General features: G+C 69.7%; 18 protein-coding genes. 14 read left to right on the top strand and 4 right to left on the bottom strand.

Annotation, left to right across the window (positions count from 1 at the left end; genetic code table 11):
* Window positions 1–75: 75 nt before the first annotated feature.
* The 3 genes from ACFQLX_RS00090 to ACFQLX_RS00080 all read left to right on the top strand — a co-directional run bounded on the left by ACFQLX_RS00090 (window position 76) and on the right by ACFQLX_RS00080 (window position 3,002).
* A complete protein-coding gene (locus tag ACFQLX_RS00090; RefSeq protein ID WP_386410121.1) occupies window positions 76–1,029 on the top strand; it encodes a heme o synthase in 954 nt (317 codons plus the stop codon).
* Between the two features lie 126 nt (window positions 1,030–1,155).
* Window positions 1,156–1,473, top strand: coding sequence for a hypothetical protein (locus tag ACFQLX_RS00085; RefSeq protein WP_386410118.1), 318 nt, complete (start codon window positions 1,156–1,158; stop codon window positions 1,471–1,473).
* 92 nt (window positions 1,474–1,565) lie between these two features.
* Window positions 1,566–3,002, top strand: coding sequence for an alpha/beta fold hydrolase (locus ACFQLX_RS00080; protein WP_386410115.1), 1,437 nt, complete (start codon window positions 1,566–1,568; stop codon window positions 3,000–3,002).
* Between the two features lie 7 nt (window positions 3,003–3,009).
* On the opposite strand, the gene ACFQLX_RS00075 is transcribed toward ACFQLX_RS00080, so the two are convergent.
* From ACFQLX_RS00075 to ACFQLX_RS00065, 3 genes are all read right to left on the bottom strand, one after another.
* Window positions 3,010–3,990, bottom strand: coding sequence for a COX15/CtaA family protein (locus ACFQLX_RS00075; RefSeq protein WP_386410113.1), 981 nt, complete (start codon window positions 3,988–3,990; stop codon window positions 3,010–3,012).
* Window positions 3,991–4,076: 86 nt separating this feature from the next.
* Window positions 4,077–4,802, bottom strand: coding sequence for an ABC transporter permease (locus ACFQLX_RS00070; RefSeq protein WP_386410648.1), 726 nt, complete (start codon window positions 4,800–4,802; stop codon window positions 4,077–4,079).
* Window positions 4,803–4,924: 122 nt separating this feature from the next.
* Window positions 4,925–5,851, bottom strand: coding sequence for an ABC transporter ATP-binding protein (locus tag ACFQLX_RS00065; protein WP_386410110.1), 927 nt, complete (start codon window positions 5,849–5,851; stop codon window positions 4,925–4,927).
* Between the two features lie 177 nt (window positions 5,852–6,028).
* Between ACFQLX_RS00065 and ACFQLX_RS00060 the strand changes: the two genes are divergently transcribed.
* The 8 genes from ACFQLX_RS00060 to ACFQLX_RS00025 all read left to right on the top strand — a co-directional run bounded on the left by ACFQLX_RS00060 (window position 6,029) and on the right by ACFQLX_RS00025 (window position 12,876).
* Window positions 6,029–6,904: a helix-turn-helix transcriptional regulator gene (locus ACFQLX_RS00060; protein WP_386410107.1), complete on the top strand. Its 876-nt coding sequence runs from the start codon at window positions 6,029–6,031 to the stop codon at window positions 6,902–6,904.
* Complete coding sequence (gene sufB / locus ACFQLX_RS00055) at window positions 6,901–8,340, top strand: Fe-S cluster assembly protein SufB (protein WP_386410104.1); 1,440 nt, start codon at window positions 6,901–6,903, stop codon at window positions 8,338–8,340. Before ACFQLX_RS00060 ends, sufB begins: the two co-directional genes overlap by 4 nt.
* Window positions 8,341–8,418: 78 nt before the next feature.
* Window positions 8,419–9,615 carry a Fe-S cluster assembly protein SufD gene (gene sufD, locus ACFQLX_RS00050; RefSeq protein ID WP_386410102.1) on the top strand — a complete coding sequence of 399 codons (1,197 nt, stop codon included), beginning with the start codon at window positions 8,419–8,421 and terminating at the stop codon, window positions 9,613–9,615.
* Window positions 9,612–9,938: a non-heme iron oxygenase ferredoxin subunit gene (locus tag ACFQLX_RS00045; protein WP_386410099.1), complete on the top strand. Its 327-nt coding sequence runs from the start codon at window positions 9,612–9,614 to the stop codon at window positions 9,936–9,938. Before sufD ends, ACFQLX_RS00045 begins: the two co-directional genes overlap by 4 nt.
* Before the next feature lie 5 nt (window positions 9,939–9,943).
* Complete coding sequence (sufC, locus tag ACFQLX_RS00040) at window positions 9,944–10,708, top strand: Fe-S cluster assembly ATPase SufC (protein WP_386410096.1); 765 nt, start codon at window positions 9,944–9,946, stop codon at window positions 10,706–10,708.
* Entirely contained in the window at window positions 10,705–11,979 is a 1,275-nt protein-coding gene (locus ACFQLX_RS00035) for a cysteine desulfurase (RefSeq protein WP_386410094.1), read from the top strand. Before sufC ends, ACFQLX_RS00035 begins: the two co-directional genes overlap by 4 nt.
* Window positions 11,980–12,028: 49 nt before the next feature.
* Window positions 12,029–12,490, top strand: a complete 462-nt coding sequence (gene sufU / locus ACFQLX_RS00030) for a Fe-S cluster assembly sulfur transfer protein SufU (RefSeq protein WP_386410091.1) — start codon at window positions 12,029–12,031, stop codon at window positions 12,488–12,490.
* Window positions 12,487–12,876, top strand: coding sequence for a metal-sulfur cluster assembly factor (locus tag ACFQLX_RS00025; protein WP_386410088.1), 390 nt, complete (start codon window positions 12,487–12,489; stop codon window positions 12,874–12,876). The genes sufU and ACFQLX_RS00025 overlap by 4 nt, the downstream gene beginning before the upstream one ends.
* A gap of 151 nt (window positions 12,877–13,027) precedes the next feature.
* On the opposite strand, the gene ACFQLX_RS00020 is transcribed toward ACFQLX_RS00025, so the two are convergent.
* Complete coding sequence (locus ACFQLX_RS00020) at window positions 13,028–14,257, bottom strand: DUF7847 domain-containing protein (RefSeq protein WP_386410085.1); 1,230 nt, start codon at window positions 14,255–14,257, stop codon at window positions 13,028–13,030.
* A 199-nt stretch (window positions 14,258–14,456) separates the two neighbouring features.
* Here ACFQLX_RS00020 and dapD point away from each other — a divergent pair, with 199 nt between their 5' ends.
* The 3 genes from dapD to ACFQLX_RS00005 all read left to right on the top strand — a co-directional run.
* A complete protein-coding gene (dapD, locus tag ACFQLX_RS00015) occupies window positions 14,457–15,440 on the top strand; it encodes a 2,3,4,5-tetrahydropyridine-2,6-dicarboxylate N-succinyltransferase (RefSeq protein WP_386410082.1) in 984 nt (327 codons plus the stop codon).
* A gap of 415 nt (window positions 15,441–15,855) precedes the next feature.
* Complete coding sequence (locus tag ACFQLX_RS00010; protein WP_386410080.1) at window positions 15,856–17,976, top strand: P-loop ATPase, Sll1717 family; 2,121 nt, start codon at window positions 15,856–15,858, stop codon at window positions 17,974–17,976.
* A 90-nt stretch (window positions 17,977–18,066) separates the two neighbouring features.
* Window positions 18,067–18,380 (top strand): helix-turn-helix domain-containing protein (locus tag ACFQLX_RS00005; RefSeq protein WP_465270541.1); only part of this gene is annotated, 314 nt, incomplete at its 3' end.

The raw sequence follows: 18,380 nt of genomic DNA, 5'->3' as shown, positions 1-18,380 counted from the left end.
CGGGAGGGCGGCCATGTCGGCAGCGTCTAAAGTTGGGCGTATCGAGTTCCTGACCTTTTCTTGATCGAGGTGTCCGTGACGGCCGTCGAATCCCGTCCAGCAGGGTCGCTGGCGCCGTCCTCCACGCGGCCCCCCGCACGCTGGCCGCTCCGGGCCCGTCTCCTGGCCTTCGTCGCGCTGACCAAGCCGCGCATCATCGAGCTGCTGCTCATCACCACCGTGCCCGTCATGTTCCTGGCGGCCGAGGGCGTGCCGGACCTCTGGCTGGTCGTCGCCACCTGCCTGGGCGGCTACCTCTCCGCGGGCGGCGCCAACGCGCTCAACATGTACATCGACCGCGACATCGACGCGCTGATGCACCGCACCGAGCAGCGGCCGCTGGTCACCGGCATCGTCACGCCGCGCGAGGCGCTGGTCTTCGGCCTGGCGCTCTCGGCCGTCTCGACGGCCTGGTTCGCCGTGCTGGTCAACCCGCTCTCCGCGGCCCTGTCGCTCGCCGCGATCCTCTTCTACGTCGTCGGCTACACGATGATCCTCAAGCGCCGCACCGCGCAGAACATCGTCTGGGGCGGCATCGCGGGCTGCATGCCGGTCTTCATCGGCTGGTCGGCCGTGACGGGCACCGTCTCGTGGGCCTCGCTCATCCTCTTCCTGGTCATCTTCTTCTGGACGCCGCCGCACTACTGGCCGCTGTCGATGAAGGTCAAGGACGACTACGCCCGCGCGGGCGTGCCGATGCTCCCGGTGCTGGCCTCCAACAAGACCGTCGCCCGCCAGATCGTCGCGTACAGCTGGGTGATGGTCGCCGTCTCGCTGCTGCTGTGGCCGCTGGGCTACACGGGCTGGTTCTACCCGGCGGTGGCGGCGGTGCTGGGCGTCTTCTGGATGAAGGAGGCGTACGGGCTGCAGTCGCGCGCCAAGCGGGGACTGAGCGGCGCGAAGCTCAAGGAGATGCGGCTCTTCCACTGGTCGATCACCTACGTGTCGCTGCTCTTCCTGGCCGTGGCGGCGGACCCCTTCCTGCGCTAGGTCCTGCGCCAGGTCCTGTACGGAGTCCCCGTCTGTGTCGCGGTGGCCGGCCCGTGCGCCCGTGTGGCGCACACCCCGTCCGGATGGGCTGGCAGCCGTGGATTACCCACCGGTAGCATCACCCGTATGAGCGACGACAAGACCATCAAGCGTCTGGCCAAGGAGATCACCGCCTTCAGCGGCAAGCACGGCGGTGCGGAAGGCCAGATCGCGCACCTCGGCACGATGGGCGCCCGGATCGCCCTCGTCGGCGGCGACGACTTCTGGGGCCTGCTCGTCGCCCCCTCCGTCGCGGTCGCCCAGGCCGCCGCCGAGGCCGCCGGGCTGAGCCTGCGCGAGGACTTCGACGGCGAGCTGGCCGCGCGGGTCGAGACCGGTCCATACGAGTGGCGCCGGATGGCCGGCATCCAGCTCGTGCCGATGCGCGAGACCGAGACGGCCTGACCCTCCTCCGGCCCCCCTTTTCCCGCCCCTCTCCGCTCTTCGCCGCCGCACGGGGCTCGTGCGCCCGTACCCTGCTCCCGCAGTATGGGGAAGTGCTGAAGGGGAGCCCGATGCGGGCGGGGCGGTGGACGGGTGCGGTCGTGCTGGCGCTTGCGGCGGCCGGGGGCTGCTCACCGGAGGAGGACACCGGGGCGCCGCGGCCCCGGCCGGCGCCGGTGAGCGCCCCCGCGCCCGCCGCCGAGCGCCCCCTGCTCACCCCGGCGGCCCCCTGCCCCGACCTCGGACCGTTCCACTGCGCCACCCTCAACGTCCCCTACGACCACAGCGGTGCCCGCCCCGGCACCCTCGGCCTCTCCGTGGCCATGACGGACAACGCCGACGCCCCCAAGGGCGTCCTGCTCTTCCTCGCCGGCGGCCCCGGCCAGCCCGGCCTCCCGATCGCCGGAGAGGTCGCCGGGCTGCTGGCGCCCCTGCTCGACGACCACCGGCTGGTCGTGCTCGACCAGCGCGGCACCGGCGCGGGCGCCCTGCGCTGCGAGCTGCAGGACAGCGTCTTCGGGCCCGGCCGCCCGAGCGCCACCGCCGTCACCCGGTGCGCCGAGGCCGTCGGCGCGGTGGGCCGCTACTACGGCACCGCCGACACCGTGGCGGACCTGGAGCTGCTGCGCCGGGCGCTGGGCGCCGAGCGCTGGAGCATCGATGCCGTCTCGTACGGCACCTACACCGCCCAGCGCTACGCCCTCGCCCACCCGCGGCGCGTCAGCCGGCTGGTCCTCGACTCCGTCGTCCCCGCCACCGCCGCCGACCCCCTCGACCTCATCCCGCTGCGGGCCGTGCCGCGCGTGCTGCGCGCCGCCTGCGCGGCGCGGGACTGCGGCTACGACCCGGTGGCGGACCTGCGGACCGCCTTGCGCCGGTACGGCGACGGCGTGCGGATCCTCGACGCGCTCACCTCCGCCGGGGCGGACGTCCACGTGCCGATGGCGGCCCTGCACGAGGCGGCGGCCGGCCACCGGGCTGCGCTGGACCGGCTGCTGGGCCGCGGCGCACCGGCCCCGGCGACCGTACGGCCGGGCCGGGACGGGACGCCCGTCGACACCGTGGAGGCGGAGGAGTTCAGCGCCGCGCTGCAGCTGACCACCCGGTGCCTGGACGGGGGTCTCGCCTGGGGCGGCAGCGACACCGGGCGCGCCCAGCGCGAACGCCGGCTGGAGCGCGCCGCGGCGCGGCTCACCCCCGCCGACTACGGGCCCTTCGACGCCGCCACGGTGGCGTCGGCCGCGTCGACCTGCCTGCCGTGGCCGCGCACACCCGCCCCGGCGGCGGTGCCCGGGGGCGCCGAGCTGCCGAAGGTGCCGGTGCTGATGCTGGCCGGGGAGTACGACCTCGCGACACCGGTGGAGGCGATGGAGGCCCAGCGGGCCCGGACGCCGCACGCCGAGACGGTCGTCGTCCCCGGCGGCGGGCACACCGTACAGCTGACGGAGGCGGGAGTGCGGGAGGTTTTGGACTTCCTGGGGAGGGACTGAGCGGCGGTCAGCCCGCCGCGACCGCACGGCCGGGCGCCGCCGGCTGCGGGATCGCCGCCGCGACGGCGGCCGGGCGGTGGCGCAGGGAGGTCAGCACCCGCAGCACCGCGATCCACACCAGCGCGGAGCCGAGCATGTGGGCGGCGACCAGCACCTCGGGCAGCTCCGTGAGGTACTGCACGTACCCGATCAGACCCTGCGCCAGCAGGACGAGGAACAGCTCGCGGGTGCGGGCGATCGGCCCGGGGGGGCCGTCCATCGCCTTCAGCGTGATCCACACCGCGAGCGTCAGCGCCACCACCAGCCAGGCGCTCACCGCGTGCAGGTGCGCCGCATCCGTCCAGGAGATCCAGCCCATGCGCGGCACCTCGCTGGAGTCGCCGGCGTGCGGTCCCGTACCGGTGACGACCGTGCCCGCGGCGAGCAGCACGGCCGTGGCCGCGACCAGCGCCCAGACCTGCTTGCGCACGATCCGCCCGACCAGCCAGTCCGGTCCGCCGTCGCCCTCGCGCGTACGGTCCCAGGTGAGGAAGGCGACGGTCAGCAGCCCGCTCGCGGCGAGGAAGTGGCCCGCCACGGTGTACGGGTTCAGCTCGGTCAGCACGGTGATCCCGCCGAGTACCGCGTTGGCCATCACCAGCCAGAACTGCGTCCAGGCCAGCCGCGTCAGCCCGCGCCGGCGCGGCTTGGCGCAGCGCGCGGCGGCGATCGCCCAGCCGACGGCGGCGCTCAGCACGTAGGTGAGCAGCCGGTTGCCGAACTCGACCACGCCGTGCCAGCCCATCTCGCGGGTGGCGACCAGGCTGTCGGAGGAGCACTTCGGCCAGGTGTCGCAGCCCAGCCCCGAGCCCGTCAGCCGGACGGCACCGCCGGTGACGATGATGGCGACGCTCATCAGCAGCGCCGCCAGCGCGGCCCGCTGCACGGTCCTGGGCGACGGCGTCCAGCGGCGGTCGAGAAGGGCGAGAGGGTTGAACACGGCGCCCATCGTATGCGCGCCGGGGCCGGGGCCCTGCGGCGGGTCGCCCCGATGTCCCGATATGGGCGGAAGTGCGGGGCCGGGGGTGCCGCGGCTCACTCCCAGCGGAAGAACCGCGCCGCCAGCCCCAGGCCCAGCACCGCCCACACCGCCAGCACGCCCGCCTCGGCCCACGGCATGCCGCCACCCTGGGCCAGCACCTCGCGCAGGCCCTGCGAGAGCGCCGTGATCGGCAGCGCCTCCAGCAGCGGCCGCAGGGCCGGGGGGAACTTCGCGAGCGGGACCAGCACACCGCCGACCACCAGCAGCACGACGAAGACCAGGTTCGCCGCGGCCAAGGTGGCCTCCGCCTTCAGCGTGCCCGCCATCAGCAGGCCCAGGCCCGAGAACGCCGCCGTGCCCAGCAGCACCAGCACCGCCAGCAGCGCCGCGGAGGACCAGCCGCCCCGCGGCGACCAGCCCAGCGCGAAGGCGATCGCCGACAGCAGGGCGATCTGCAGCAGCTGCGTCAGCAGCACCGACACCGTCTTCGCCGCCATCAGCGCCGCGCGCGGCAGCGGGGAGGCGCCCAGCCGCTTGAGCACCCCGTAGCGGCGGTCGAAGCCCGTACCGATCGCCTGGCCCGTGAAGGAGGTGGCCAGCACCGCCAGCGCGATGGCGCCGGGCGCCAGGAAGTCGACCCGCCTGCCCGCGCCCGTGTCGATCACGTCCACCGTGCTGAACAGGGCCAGCACCACCGCCGGGATGACGATCGTCAGCAGCAGCTGCTCGCCGTTGCGCAGCATCAGCCGCGTCTCCAGCGCCGCCTGCGCCGCGATCATGCGCGCCAGCGGGGCGGGCGCGGGCCGCGGCGCGTACGCCCCCTCGCCGGCGCGCGGGCGAGGGGCGGCCTTCGCGGTGACACCCGCGGTGGCATCCCCGGTGAGAGGGGCCTGGTCCGGCGTCATCCGCGCAGCTCCTTGCCGGTCAGTTCGAGAAAGACGTCCTCCAGCGTGCGCCGCTCCACCGTTATCCGGTCGGGCAGCACGCCGTTCTGCGCGCACCAGGTCGTCACCGTCGCCAGCAGCTCCGGCGTGATGTCGCCCGCCACCCGGTATTCCCCCGGGGTCAGCTCGATCGCCGCGCAGTCGAAGGGCAGCGCCTTGAGCAGCGAGGCCGTCTCCAGCCCCGGGCGGCCCGAGAAGCGCATCGTGTTCTCCGCGCCGCCCCGGCACAGCTCCTCCGGGGTGCCGTGGGCGACCAGGCGCCCCGCGTCGACGACCGCGACCGCGTCCGCCAGCTGCTCGGCCTCGTCCATGTGGTGCGTGGTCAGCAGCACCGAGACGCCGTCGGCGCGCAGCTCGCGCACCAGCTCCCAGGTCGCGCGCCTGGCCTGCGGGTCCAGGCCCGCCGTCGGCTCGTCCAGGAAGACCAGCTCCGGCCGGCCCACCACCGCCGTCGCCAGCGCCAGGCGCTGCTTCTGCCCGCCCGACAGGCGGCGGTAGGGCGTGCGCCCGCAGGAGCCCAGGCCCAGCCGCTCGACCAGGGGGTCGACGGCGAGCGGATGCGCGTACAGCCTCGCCATGTGGCGCAGCATCTCCACGGCCCGCACGCCCGGGTAGACGCCGCCCTCCTGGAGCATCACGCCGATCCGGGGCCGCAGGGCGGCGCCCTCGCGGGCCGGGTCGAGGCCCAGGACGCGTACGCGGCCGGCGTCGGCGGCGCGGTAGCCCTCGCAGATCTCCACCGTCGTCGTCTTGCCGGCGCCGTTGGGCCCCAGCAGGGCGGTGACGGCGCCGCGGGCGGCGGTGAGGTCGAGGCCGTCCAGGGCGGTCTTGTGGCCGTACCGCTTGATCAGACCGGCCAGCTCGACGGCGGGCTCTTTACGCATGCGGGAAGTCTACGAGCGACCGCGGACACTCCCGCCCGCGCCCTTGCCCCGCGGGCCCCGTAGGGCCGCGGAGACCCGCCCCGCAGACTGGTTAGGTAACCCTAAGTGACGCACCGCACCGAGCGGTGATCCTTTCCCGGCTTGTCGCACGGGCGTGAATTACGCAACAATGGCGTTGTGAAAACTCTGCGTGAGGGCACCGAGAGCCCCAAGGAGCAGGACCGGAGGGCAGCCGCCGCGGTAGCGGCGACCGCCGGGTCCCCCCTGCCCCCGCTCTCCCACCCCGCCGGGGAGCGCACCAGCGAGCACGGCACCCGCAACCGGGTCGCCCGCTCGATCCTCGACCACGGCCCGTCCACCGCCGCCGATCTCGCCGAGCGCCTGGGCCTGACCCAGGCGGCCGTCCGCCGCCATCTCGACACCCTCCTCGCCGACGGCATCGTCGAGCCCCGTGACCAGCGGGTCTACGGAGCCCGGGGGCGCGGCCGGCCCGCCAAGGTCTTCGCGCTCACCGACTGCGGGCGCGATGCCTTCGACCAGGCGTACGACCAGCTGGCCGCCGAGGCCCTGCGCTGGATCGCGCACAGCGCGGGCGGCGGGGAGCGGGGGGAGGCCGCCGTGGCGGACTTCGCCCGCGCCCGTATCGCCGCCCAGGCCGCGCGCTACGCCGCCGAGCTGCACGACGTACCCCCCAAGGAGCGGGCGGCCGCTCTGGCCAGGGCACTCACCCAGGACGGGTACGCTGCTACCGCGCGCAGTGCCCCCGGCGCCCCCGGCGAACAGCTCTGCCAGCACCACTGCCCGGTGGCCCACACCGCCGAGCAGTTCCCGCAGCTGTGCGAGGCCGAGACGGAAGTCTTCTCGCAACTGCTCGGCACCCACGTGCAGCGTCTCGCGACCATCGCCCACGGCGACGGTGTCTGTACGACGTTCATTCCGCGCACGGCGTTCATCCCGCACGCGGACCGGACGGCGCCCCGCGAGGCGGACGCCACCGGCAGCGCCGGAAGCAAGTCACCAACGACCAGCAAGGCCGGGAGGAACCCCGCATGACTGCGCCCACTGACACGTCCCCGACCCCTCAGCCGGCTCACCCCGAGCTCGAGGGCCTGGGCAAGTACGAGTACGGCTGGGCCGACTCCGACGCGGCAGGTGCCGCCGCCCAGCGCGGCCTGTCCGAGGACGTCGTCCGGGACATCTCGGCCAAGAAGAGCGAGCCGGAGTGGATGCTCAAGCTCCGCCTCAAGGGCCTGAAGCTCTTCGGCAAGAAGCCCATGCCGAACTGGGGCTCCGACCTCTCCGGCATCGACTTCGACAACATCAAGTACTTCGTGCGCTCCACCGAGAAGCAGGCCCAGTCCTGGGAGGACCTGCCCGAGGACATCAAGAACACCTACGACAAGCTCGGCATCCCCGAGGCGGAGAAGCAGCGCCTGGTCGCCGGCGTCGCCGCGCAGTACGAGTCGGAGGTCGTCTACCACCAGATCCGCGAGGACCTGGAGGAGCAGGGCGTCATCTTCCTCGACACCGACACCGCGCTCAAGGAGCACCCGGAGCTCTTCCAGGAGTACTTCGGCACGGTCATCCCGGTCGGCGACAACAAGTTCGCCTCGCTGAACACCGCGGTGTGGTCCGGCGGCTCCTTCATCTACGTCCCCAAGGGCGTGAACGTCGAGATCCCGCTCCAGGCCTACTTCCGGATCAACACCGAGAACATGGGCCAGTTCGAGCGCACGCTGATCATCGTCGACGAGGGCGCCTACGTGCACTACGTCGAGGGCTGCACCGCGCCGATCTACCAGTCGGACTCCCTGCACTCCGCGGTCGTGGAGATCATCGTCAAGAAGAACGCCCGCTGCCGCTACACGACCATCCAGAACTGGTCGAACAACGTCTACAACCTGGTCACCAAGCGCGCCGTCGCCTACGAGGGCGCGACCATGGAGTGGATCGACGGCAACATCGGCTCCAAGGTGACGATGAAGTACCCGGCCGTCTACCTGATGGGCGAGCACGCCAAGGGCGAGACCCTCTCCATCGCCTTCGCCGGCGAGGGGCAGCACCAGGACGCCGGCTCCAAGATGGTGCACATGGCGCCCCACACCTCCTCCAACATCGTCTCCAAGTCCGTGGCGCGCGGCGGCGGCCGCACCTCCTACCGCGGCCTGGTCGAGATCGGCGAGGGCGCGCACGGCTCCAAGTCCAGCGTGCTGTGCGACGCGCTGCTGGTCGACACGATCTCGCGCTCCGACACCTACCCCTACGTCGACGTCCGCGAGGACGACGTGACGATGGGCCACGAGGCGACCGTCTCCAAGGTCTCCGACGACCAGCTCTTCTACCTGATGCAGCGCGGCCTCAGCGAGACCGAGGCCATGGCGATGATCGTGCGCGGCTTCGTCGAGCCGATCGCCAAGGAGCTGCCGATGGAGTACGCGCTGGAGCTCAACCGGCTGATCGAGCTGCAGATGGAGGGCGCGGTCGGCTGACGCCGGCCCGCCCCGTCCCTCCCGACGGCTCCCCTGACGCCTCCCTCGACGGAAGAGAAAGCGAGCAACACGACAGCCATGGCTGACGTTCACAACACCCCGGCGGGCGCCACCACGTCCGGGTCGATCACCTCAGGACCGGTCGCGGTGGCCGCCGAGTCCACCGTCGCCACCCGGATGAGCGCCCCGCCCTCCTTCGACGTGGCGGACTTCCCCGTGCCGCACGGCCGCGAGGAGGAGTGGCGCTTCACGCCGCTGGAGCGCCTGAAGGGCCTGCACGACGGCTCCGCCACCGCCGACGGCTCGATGAAGGTCACCGTCGACGCCCCCGAGGGCGTCACCGTGGAGTCCGTCGGCCGCGAGGACGCGCGCCTGGGCCAGGCCGGCAAGCCGGTCGACCGGGTCGCAGCCCAGGCGTACTCCTCCTTCGAGAAGGCCACCGTCGTCTCCGTGCCCAAGGACACCGTCCTGACGGAGCCGATCCGCCTCGCGCTGCACGGCGAGGGCGGGACGACCTTCGGCCACACGGTCTTCGACATCGGCGCCTTCGCCGAGGTCGCTATCGTCGTGGACCACACCGGCGACGCCGTACGGGCCGCCAACGTCGACTTCGTGATCGGCGACGGCGCCAAGGTCGCCTTCGTCTCCGTCCAGGACTGGGACGCCTCCGCCGTGCACGTCTCCCAGCACAACGCGCTGGTCGGCCGGGACGCCTCCTTCAAGTCCGTGGTCGTCACCTTCGGCGGCGACACGGTGCGCATCCAGCCCCGCGTCACCTACGCGGGCCCCGGCGGCGAGGCCGAGCTGTACGGCCTGTACTTCACGGACGCCGGCCAGCACCAGGAGCACCGCCTCTTCGTCGACCACGAGGCGCCGCACTGCCGCTCCCACGTCACGTACAAGGGCGCCCTGCAGGGCCAGGACGCGCACGCGGTGTGGATCGGCGACGTGCTGATCCGCAAGTCCGCCGAGGGCACCGAGACCTACGAGCTCAACCGCAACCTGGTGCTCACCGACGGCGCCCGCGTCGACTCGGTGCCCAACCTGGAGATCGAGACCGGCGAGATCGTCGGCGCCGGCCACGCCTCCGCCACCGGCCGCTTCGACGACGAGCAGCTCTTCTACCTGATGGCCCGCGGCATCCCGCAGGGCGAGGCCCGGCGCCTGGTCGTGCGCGGCTTCTTCACCGAGCTGGTCCAGCAGATCGGCATCCCCGACGTCCGGGAGCGCCTCCTTCGGAAGATCGAGACGGAGCTGGAGGCGTCCGACTCATGAGCGGCCCGAACTTCGTGAAGGTCTGCACGAAGGACCAGCTGGCGGAGGACACCCCGCTGCTGGTGGACCTCGACGGCACCCCGGTCTCCGTCGTCCTCACCGAGGGCGAGGTGTTCGCGATCTACGACATCTGCTCGCACGCCAACGTCTCCCTCGCCGAGGGCGAGGTGGAGGACGGCCAGATCGAGTGCTGGCTGCACGGTTCCTGCTTCGACCTGCGCACCGGCAAGCCCTCCGGGCCGCCGGCCACGCGTCCCGTCCCCGTATACCCCGTAAAGATCGAAGGGGACGATGTGCTCGTCTCCCTCACCCAGGAGAGCTAAGGCACATGGCTACGCTTGACATCCGCGACCTGCACGTCTCCGTCGACACCGAGAACGGCCCCCGCGAGATCCTCAAGGGCGTCGACCTGACCGTGAAGCAGGGCGAGACCCACGCCATCATGGGGCCCAACGGCTCCGGCAAGTCCACCCTCGCCTACTCCATCGCGGGGCACCCCAAGTACACGATCACCGGCGGCACCGTCACCCTCGACGGCGAGGACCTGCTGGAGATGAGCGTCGACGAGCGCGCCCGCGCCGGCCTCTTCCTCGCCATGCAGTACCCGGTCGAGGTCCCCGGCGTGACCGTCTCCAACTTCCTGCGCACCGCCGCCACGGCGATCCGCGGCGAGGCGCCCAAGCTGCGCACCTGGGTGAAGGAGGTCAAGGAGGCCATGGCGAAGCTGAACATGGACCCCGCCTTCGCCGAGCGCAACGTCAACGAGGGCTTCTCCGGCGGCGAGAAGAAGCGCCACGAGATCCTCCAGCTGGAGCTGCTCAAGCCGCAGTTCGCCGTGCTGGACGAGACCGACTCCGGCCTGGACGTCGACGCCCTGCGCATCGTCTCCGAGGGCGTCAACCGCGTCCGCGAGGGCGGCGAGACCGGCACCCTGCTGATCACGCACTACACGCGCATCCTGCGCTACATCAAGCCCGACTTCGTGCACGTCTTCTCCGACGGGAAGATCGTCGAGTCCGGCGGCCCCGAGCTGGCCGACAAGCTGGAGGAAGAGGGCTACGCGGCGTATGTGAAGGGCGGCGGGACGGCGTGACCCGCCAGCCCTCGGGCCTCCTCACCGCGTCCCCCTACGACGTGGAGGCGATCCGCAAGGACTTCCCCATCCTGGACCGCCCGGTCCACGACGGGAAGAAGCTCGTGTACCTGGACAACGCGGCGACCTCGCAGAAGCCGCGCCAGGTGCTCGACGCGCTGAACGCCTACTACGAGCGGCACAACTCCAACGTGCACCGCGGCGTCCACGTCCTCGCGGAGGAGGCCACCGAGCTGTACGAGGGGGCGCGCGACAAGGTCGCCGACTTCGTCAACGCGCCCAGCCGCGACGAGGTGATCTTCACCAAGAACGCCTCCGAGTCGCTGAACCTCGTCGCCAACATGCTGGCCTGGGCCGACGAGCCCTACCGGGTGGACAGCGACACCGAGATCGTCATCACGGAGATGGAGCACCACTCCAACATCGTCCCCTGGCAGCTGCTGGCGCAGCGCACGGGCGCGAAGCTGAAGTGGTTCGGCCTCACCGACGACGGCCGCCTGGACCTGTCCAACATCGACGAGATCATCACCGAGAAGACCAAGGTCGTCTCCTTCGTGCTGGTCTCCAACATCCTGGGCACGCTCAACCCGGTCGAGACGATCGTGCGCCGGGCCCAGGAGGTCGGCGCCCTGGTGGTGGTCGACGCCTCCCAGGCCGCCCCGCACATGCCGCTGGACGTGCAGGCGCTGGGCGCCGACTTCGTCGCCTTCACCGGGCACAAGATGCTCGCCCCGACGGGCATCGGCGTGCTGTGGGGGCGCCAGGAGCTGCTGGAGGACCTGCCCCCGTTCCTCGGCGGCGGCGAGATGATCGAGACCGTCTCGATGCACTCCTCCACCTACGCCCCGGCCCCGCACAAGTTCGAGGCCGGCACCCCGCCGATCGCGCAGGCGGTCGGACTGGGCGCGGCCGTGGACTACCTCTCGGCCATCGGCATGGACAAGGTCCTCGCCCACGAGCACGCCCTCACCGAGTACGCGGTGCGCAGGCTCCAGGAGGTCCCCGACCTGCGGATCATCGGCCCCACCACGGCCGAGGACCGCGGCGCCGCGATCTCCTTCACGCTCGGCGACATCCACCCGCACGACGTGGGCCAGGTCCTCGACGAGCAGGGCATCGCGGTGCGCGTCGGCCACCACTGCGCGCGGCCGGTCTGCCTGCGGTACGGAATTCCCGCGACCACCAGGGCGTCGTTCTATCTGTACTCCACACCCGGCGAGGTGGACGCCCTCATCGAGGGCCTGGAGTACGTGCGGAACTTCTTCGGTTAGATCAGTACAGCGGTAGGACCGGTACGGCAGTGAGAGGCGTGGAGCCAGCGTGAAGCTCGATTCGATGTACCAGGACGTCATCCTGGACCACTACAAGCACCCGCACGGGCGGGGCTTGCGTGAGGGCGACGCCGAGGTCTATCACGTCAACCCGACCTGCGGGGACGAGATCACCCTGCGGGTGAAGCTCGACGGGGACCGTATCGAGGACGTCTCCTACGAGGGCCAGGGCTGCTCCATCAGCCAGGCCAGCGCCTCCGTGCTGAACGAGCTGCTGGTCGGCAGGGACCTCGCCGAGGCGCAGCGGATCCAGGGGGCCTTCCTGGAGCTGATGCAGTCCAAGGGGAAGGTCGAGCCCGACGAGGAGATGGAGGAGGTGCTGGAGGACGCGGTGGCGTTCGCCGGCGTCTCGAAGTACCCGGCGCGGGTCAAGTGCGCGCTGCTGAGCTGGATGGCGTGGAAGGACGCGACCGCGCAGGCGGTCGGCACAGTCAAGGAGAGCACGGTATGAGCGACGAGACGCCTGAGAGCACAGGTGCGGACACCGCCGCGGACGCGGCGCAGGCCGCCCCGGTCGCCGGTGTGACGCCCGCCAGTGAGGAGGAGGTCCGCGAGGCCCTCTACGACGTGGTCGACCCCGAGCTGGGTATCGACGTCGTCAACCTCGGCCTGATCTACGGCGTCCACGTCGACGACGCCAACGTCTGCACCCTGGACATGACGCTCACCTCGGCGGCCTGCCCGCTCACGGACGTCATCGAGGACCAGGCCAAGAGCGCGACGGAGGGCATCGTCAACGACCTGAAGATCAACTGGGTCTGGATGCCGCCGTGGGGCCCCGACAAGATCACGGACGAGGGCCGCGAGCAGCTGCGGGCGCTGGGCTTCAACGTCTGAGACCGGGCTGCCCGGGGTGCGGTGGCCGCAGCCGCCGCCGCGGTGGATGACGGGTCCTGAGCGGGCCGGGTGCGCAAGCGCACCCGGCCCGCTCAGGCGTTTGCGGACGTTCGCCGCCCGCTCGCCGTACGTCTCCCGCCCGCCGTGGTGGTCAGGCGCGGGGCGGCTGGTCCGTCGGCGGCTGCGGGGCCGGGGCCGCGGCCGGAGCGGGGACGGGGGCCGGGGCGAGGCCCGCGGCCTCCAGCAGCGCCGGGGCGAGGTCCTCGGTGCGGATGCGGCGGTCGACGTAGACCAGACCGCCGGCGATCTCCATGAAGGCGATGGTGAACACCTGGGTGATGAACATGAAGACCAGCAGCACCAGCACGAGCATCACGACCGCGGCGATCTGCAGGCCGAGCGACTGCGTGCCGCCCACGATCGCGCCCGTGATCGCCGGCAGCAGCATCATCGGGAGCTGGGCGACCTGGCTGATGGTCATCACGATGAGGTAGGTGAGCAGGGTGATGCCCAGGGTGCGCCACCAGGCCCCCCGGACCAGCTGGGCGGAGCGCCTCAGCGCGGTGACCGGGCTGGCGCCCTCAAGCACCACGACCGCCGGCGCCAGCCGCAGCAGCACGCTCACCCACACGGCGTACGCCGCCGCGGCCAGTCCGATCAGGACGCCGAGGAGTACGGCCAGTCCCACGCTGCTCTTGCCCACCGTCACGCTGACGAGCACGATCGAGGCGATCGCGGCCGCGACCGGAACCATCGCGATCAGCCCCACCAGCGAGGAGACGCCGATCATCGCCCAGGCCCGCGAACGGGTGCGCCGCCAGGCCTCCCGGACGCCCAGGGGCCGGCCCACCGCCGCCGGCTCCAGCACGACGTAGGCCAGTGCGTAGAGCGCCCCCATGACGAAGAGGCCTGCCAGCAGCGTGACCAGCAGGGCCGCGCTGCCCGCCGTGACGAGGCCGGTGGTCTCGGAGCCGGTGGGCTCGTAGTGGTCGATGTCGATGAGCTTGTCGACGGTGTCCTTGACGGTGAGGTAGCCGGTGCCGGCCAGCACGGCTATCAGTGCCACCAGCGCCCCGCAGAGTGCGCCGCCGACGCCCAGCAGCGGCTTCCAGGCACGGCTGAGGGTGCTGAACGTGCCGCCGAGGATCTCCCCGAGTCCGAGCGGCGGCCCCAGCGGGATCACACCGGGCTGGGGAGGACGGGGCGGCAGCCAGCCGTAGGGCGGGACGGCGTGGCCGTAGGGGGGCTGCCCGTACGGCCACTGCTGGTGGGGCGGCTGCCCGTACGGCGCGGCGCCCGGCGCCGGCTGACCGCCCCCCGCCTGCGCCTCGTGCGGCCCGTCGTCCGGGCCCTGCGGGCCCCACCCCTGGTCGTGCGTCATGCCTGCTCCCGTACCCCCGAAGACTTCACCTGGAGCGCACACCCTAGCCGCCGCCGTTTCGGCCGATGAGGGCGGAGGTCCTGGCAGGGGGCTTGCGGCGTGGGGGAGTGCGGCGTGGGGGAGTGCGGTGGCCGGCGGGCGGTGTCCGCTGCCCGGGACCGGTTCGACCGCCCGACGCCGGGCCGGATAGCGTCTCGGTATGACCGACGCACCTCTCCCCACCGGCGCCGTCGCCGCCGGCCTCGCCACGATCGCCCAGGACGGCACCGTCCTCGACACCTGGTTCCCCGCCCCGCGGCTCGTCGCGGAGCCCGGCCCCGCCGGCACCGAGCGGCTCACCGCCGAGCAGGCCGCCGAGCTGCTCGGCGAGCAGGCGCCCAAGGCGCTCGGCGCCGACGCGCGCCGCGGGGTGGAGGTCGTCGCGGTCCGTACGGTGATCGCGGACCTCCAGGGCAAGCCGCTGGACGCGCACGACGCGTACCTGCGCCTGCACCTGCTCAGCCACCGCCTGGTCAAGCCGCACGGCCAGAGCCTGGACGGCGTCTTCGGCCTGCTGGCCAACGTGGCGTGGACGAACCTGGGCCCCGTCCCCGTGGACCGGCTGGAGGAGGCGCGGCTGGCAGCCCGCGCCGAGGGGCTGCACCTGCAGGTGACGTCCGTCGACAAGTTCCCGCGGATGACGGACTACGTCGCCCCCTCCGGCGTGCGGATCGGCGACGCGGACCGCGTGCGCCTGGGCGCGCACCTGGCGCCCGGCACCACGGTGATGCACGAGGGCTTCGTCAACTTCAACGCCGGCACCCTGGGCACCTCGATGGTCGAGGGCCGCATCTCCGCCGGCGTCGTGGTCGGCGACGGCTCCGACATCGGCGGCGGCGCCTCGATCATGGGCACCCTCTCGGGCGGCGGCAAGCAGACGGTCTCCATCGGCGAGCGCTGCCTGCTGGGCGCCGAGGCCGGCATCGGCATCTCGCTGGGCGACGACTGCATCGTCGAGGCGGGCCTGTACGTCACGGCCGGCACCCGCGTCACCCTCCCGGACAGCGAGGTCGTCAAGGCCCTCGACCTCTCCGGCGCGCACAACCTCCTCTTCCGCCGCAACTCCACCACGGGCACGGTCGAGGCACTGCCGCGCACGGGCTCCTGGGGCGGCCTGAACGAGGCACTGCACAGCCACAACTGACCGTCGGAGGCCGTGACCTGCGGCCGTCTAAACGATCAGCGCCCTGACCTGCTGCTGAGCTGTCGGCAGTTGTCGGCGTTGGTCATCGTTGAGCGCCCTTCCACGGCCTGAGGACGGCCCGGGAGGGCGCTCATTTGCCGGTCTAGTGTTCAACCTCTCCGCCGACCAGTGGGACTGACGAAGCCCACGGCTCTGACCAGTTCAGATGCCGTGGGCTTCTGTCGTTGTCGGTTGGCGTCGGCTGACCTCGGGCGGCCCAGATTGCGCACTCAGAGGCCTAGGAACTGGCGGTTGGTCCGCTCCTTATGACTTGCCTTGGCGGCTTGGAGATGTGGTTTTGCTCGTTTCGTGGGCGCTTGCACGCTGTGTCAGGCACTATGGTGCGAATCGAGCGTCGTCGGTGTGGGGAGCTGCCGTGGTTCGTCGCAAGAGAAACAAGGAGCCTAAGGTACCGGGGAGACCCGATACGGATTCCGCTCCTGCGCGGGAAGTAGCGCAGCCCTCTACTGGTCTTCGCCTTCCCAAGGACGCTATCAAGCGGATCAATATTGGGCAGTCCTTCGCTGAATATGATGCCGCTCTGAGCGACCCGGGTATCTACGTTCACACACCCGCTCTAGAAGCTGCGCTGGATCCGGATAGCGGAAAAGTGTTCTTCGTGGGGCGGCGTGGAACCGGGAAAACAGCGGTTAGGAAGTACTGCGGTCTCAATGGTGGTGCCACGAGAGTCATCGTTCCAGAGATTTTCAGTCCTTCCTCGACGTTGCAGGAGATCGAGCTACTCACTAACGTCAAGCAGAAACCGTTCAGATCGCTCGTTTCCGCATTTCGCAGGGCGCTGCAAATAGAGATTGTATCCATGTGGCACCAGGATCGCCCAGGACGCGATAAATTGCCGAATGAGATACAAAGTGAACTTGAGTCTTATGCAGACATGGATTTTGACATGCGCTGTCTGAGGCTCATTTCCCGGATTAGTGGCGCTCTTGCTGACGGAGATGATGAGCGATGGCTTGCGGAGAATAAAGTCGCTCGAAAAGTAGCGGATGACATGAAACAAATGTCGTCCGAGGGTATCGCTACGCACACGGTGCTGATTGACAGTATTGATGATTATTGGGAGGGGAGTGATGAAGGTCTCGTCTACCTGACGGCGTTTATGCATGCGTGTCAGGAAATCTCGACACAAATTCCGTGGGCGCGTGCAATTATCTTCCTGCGAGAGAATATTTTCGAGAGGGTGCGCGCTCTCGATACCGAATCTTCCCGCCTTGAGACTGCAGTGGTTGGCATGGAGTGGAATGAGCGCCAACTGCTGGAAGTCATTGAGAAACGTCTGAATCGAAATCTGACAGCTAAGTTTGGCCTGCGAGGCGCAACTTGGCAAGCATTTTTCGAGCATCCTGATGAAGCCTGGAACAATGTTCTCACGTATTGCCAAAGGCGACCACGTGACATCTTGATCTATACCAGCAATGCTGTGGAGGCCGCTCAAGGGGCTGGCCACGAGAAGATCCTGCTTGAGGACGTCCAGCAGGCGCGGCGGCGTTTCTCGGATAACCGATTTCGTGATCTCGGGGACGAATACTCGGAGAATTTTCCGCAGATAGCAACTGTTCTCTCACGATTTTATGGGCTCGGTAATTCGTTCACCTTTGGGGCGGTTGAAGATCTCATCAGAAAGCTTATGAAAGATGCAGAAGTTGTACAGCTCTGCGGATCATGGATTTCTGTCAACGCTTCGCCGGAGAAATTCATCCGCCTTCTCTATGACATTGGGTTTGTAGGTATTAGGGCGGCAGGGAAGAGCCCAAAGTTTCGAGCGTTGGGCCCGCTCGATACCAGTCCTCCCCCTGTAAGTGACATCACGGATATCGTAATCCATCGCTGTTACTGGGATGCGCTAGACCTCCAGGACACCCTTGTCCGAAGCATCCCTGAAGATATTGAATTCGGCAAAATCGGAAAGATCGAGGATCTGCCCGGAGGTCTCGAAAGGACCGAGTATGTTACTCACGTCGAAATGCTGATGGAGGATCTCAAGCAGATCGAAGTGGGAACGGCCGGGGCTCAGGATTTCGAGGAGGTAGTCGGCGATGTGATTCGCCTCTGCTTCTTCCGTGCCCTGGGGAACGTCGAGGCAAAATCTCGTGATAGTGACGGTAGGGTCATCAGAGACTGGATTGCATCCAATCGGGCAAGTAACGGCTTCTGGGAAGCGATGCGAACTAGGTACGGGGCTACCCAGGTTATTTGGGAATGTAAGAACTATGCAGAACTGCACGCTGACGACTTTCATCAGCTGAGTTACTACCTCAATGACTTCGGTGGCGGATTCATCGTTGTAGTATTTCGAGGCGAGGTGAAGTCTTCCTATTACGGGCACATTAAGCGGATCGCCATGCATAATAAGGGATTCGTGCTCCCGCTTACCGAGAAAGATCTAATGGTCTTTCTGCGGCAGGCTCGGAATGGGAAAATTAAGGAAGACCACATTCAGGATAAGTATGACAGCGTCATCCGAAAGTTGTCGTAGTTCGTGTTATGGTCCGTCGGCTGCTACTGACCTTCAAAGCGTGGTGTCGTAGGGGCTGACGCCTCATGATCCCTGCGGTATGCCGACCGCATGAGGTATGCGCAAGGGGGCGGACTGACCGACGAACGGCGGGCCTTGCGCGAAAAGTTGAGGATGGAGGCGGCTGCGCGGTTCGCCCTGGGCGACGAGAGCGCGGTCATCGCGCACGACCTGCGGGTCAGCGTCCGGTCGGTTCAGCGGTGGCGCAGGGCCTGGTCGCAGAACGGGCCCAGGGCCCTGGCCTCCAAGGGCCCGGCATCGCTGCCGCTGCTCAGTGACGAACTGTTCGCCGTGCTTGAGCGGGAGTTGGCCAAGGGCCCGGTGGCACACGGCTGGCCGGACCAGACCTGGACCCTCTCACGGAT

Origin of the sequence: Streptomyces polyrhachis, from assembly GCF_042663125.1 — a bacterium.
Taxonomy (GTDB): Bacteria; Actinomycetota; Actinomycetes; order Streptomycetales; family Streptomycetaceae; genus Streptomyces; species Streptomyces polyrhachii.
The sequence above is the reverse complement of the archived record's forward strand: the minus strand, read 5'-3'. Positions and strand labels throughout refer to the sequence as shown.

Excerpts from the sequence above, each read along its gene's own strand:
- ACFQLX_RS00085 (WP_386410118.1), top strand. The coding sequence starts at position 1,156 with ATGAGCGACGACAAGACCATCAAGCGTCTGGCCAAGGAGATCACCGCC.
- ACFQLX_RS00075 (WP_386410113.1), bottom strand. The coding sequence starts at position 3,990 with ATGGGCGCCGTGTTCAACCCTCTCGCCCTTCTCGACCGCCGCTGGACG.
- ACFQLX_RS00070 (WP_386410648.1), bottom strand. The coding sequence starts at position 4,802 with ATGATCGCGGCGCAGGCGGCGCTGGAGACGCGGCTGATGCTGCGCAAC.
- ACFQLX_RS00065 (WP_386410110.1), bottom strand. The coding sequence starts at position 5,851 with ATGCGTAAAGAGCCCGCCGTCGAGCTGGCCGGTCTGATCAAGCGGTAC.
- sufB (WP_386410104.1), top strand. The coding sequence starts at position 6,901 with ATGACTGCGCCCACTGACACGTCCCCGACCCCTCAGCCGGCTCACCCC.
- sufD (WP_386410102.1), top strand. The coding sequence starts at position 8,419 with ATGGCTGACGTTCACAACACCCCGGCGGGCGCCACCACGTCCGGGTCG.
- ACFQLX_RS00045 (WP_386410099.1), top strand. The coding sequence starts at position 9,612 with ATGAGCGGCCCGAACTTCGTGAAGGTCTGCACGAAGGACCAGCTGGCG.
- sufC (WP_386410096.1), top strand. The coding sequence starts at position 9,944 with ATGGCTACGCTTGACATCCGCGACCTGCACGTCTCCGTCGACACCGAG.
- ACFQLX_RS00025 (WP_386410088.1), top strand. The coding sequence starts at position 12,487 with ATGAGCGACGAGACGCCTGAGAGCACAGGTGCGGACACCGCCGCGGAC.
- ACFQLX_RS00020 (WP_386410085.1), bottom strand. The coding sequence starts at position 14,257 with ATGACGCACGACCAGGGGTGGGGCCCGCAGGGCCCGGACGACGGGCCG.
- dapD (WP_386410082.1), top strand. The coding sequence starts at position 14,457 with ATGACCGACGCACCTCTCCCCACCGGCGCCGTCGCCGCCGGCCTCGCC.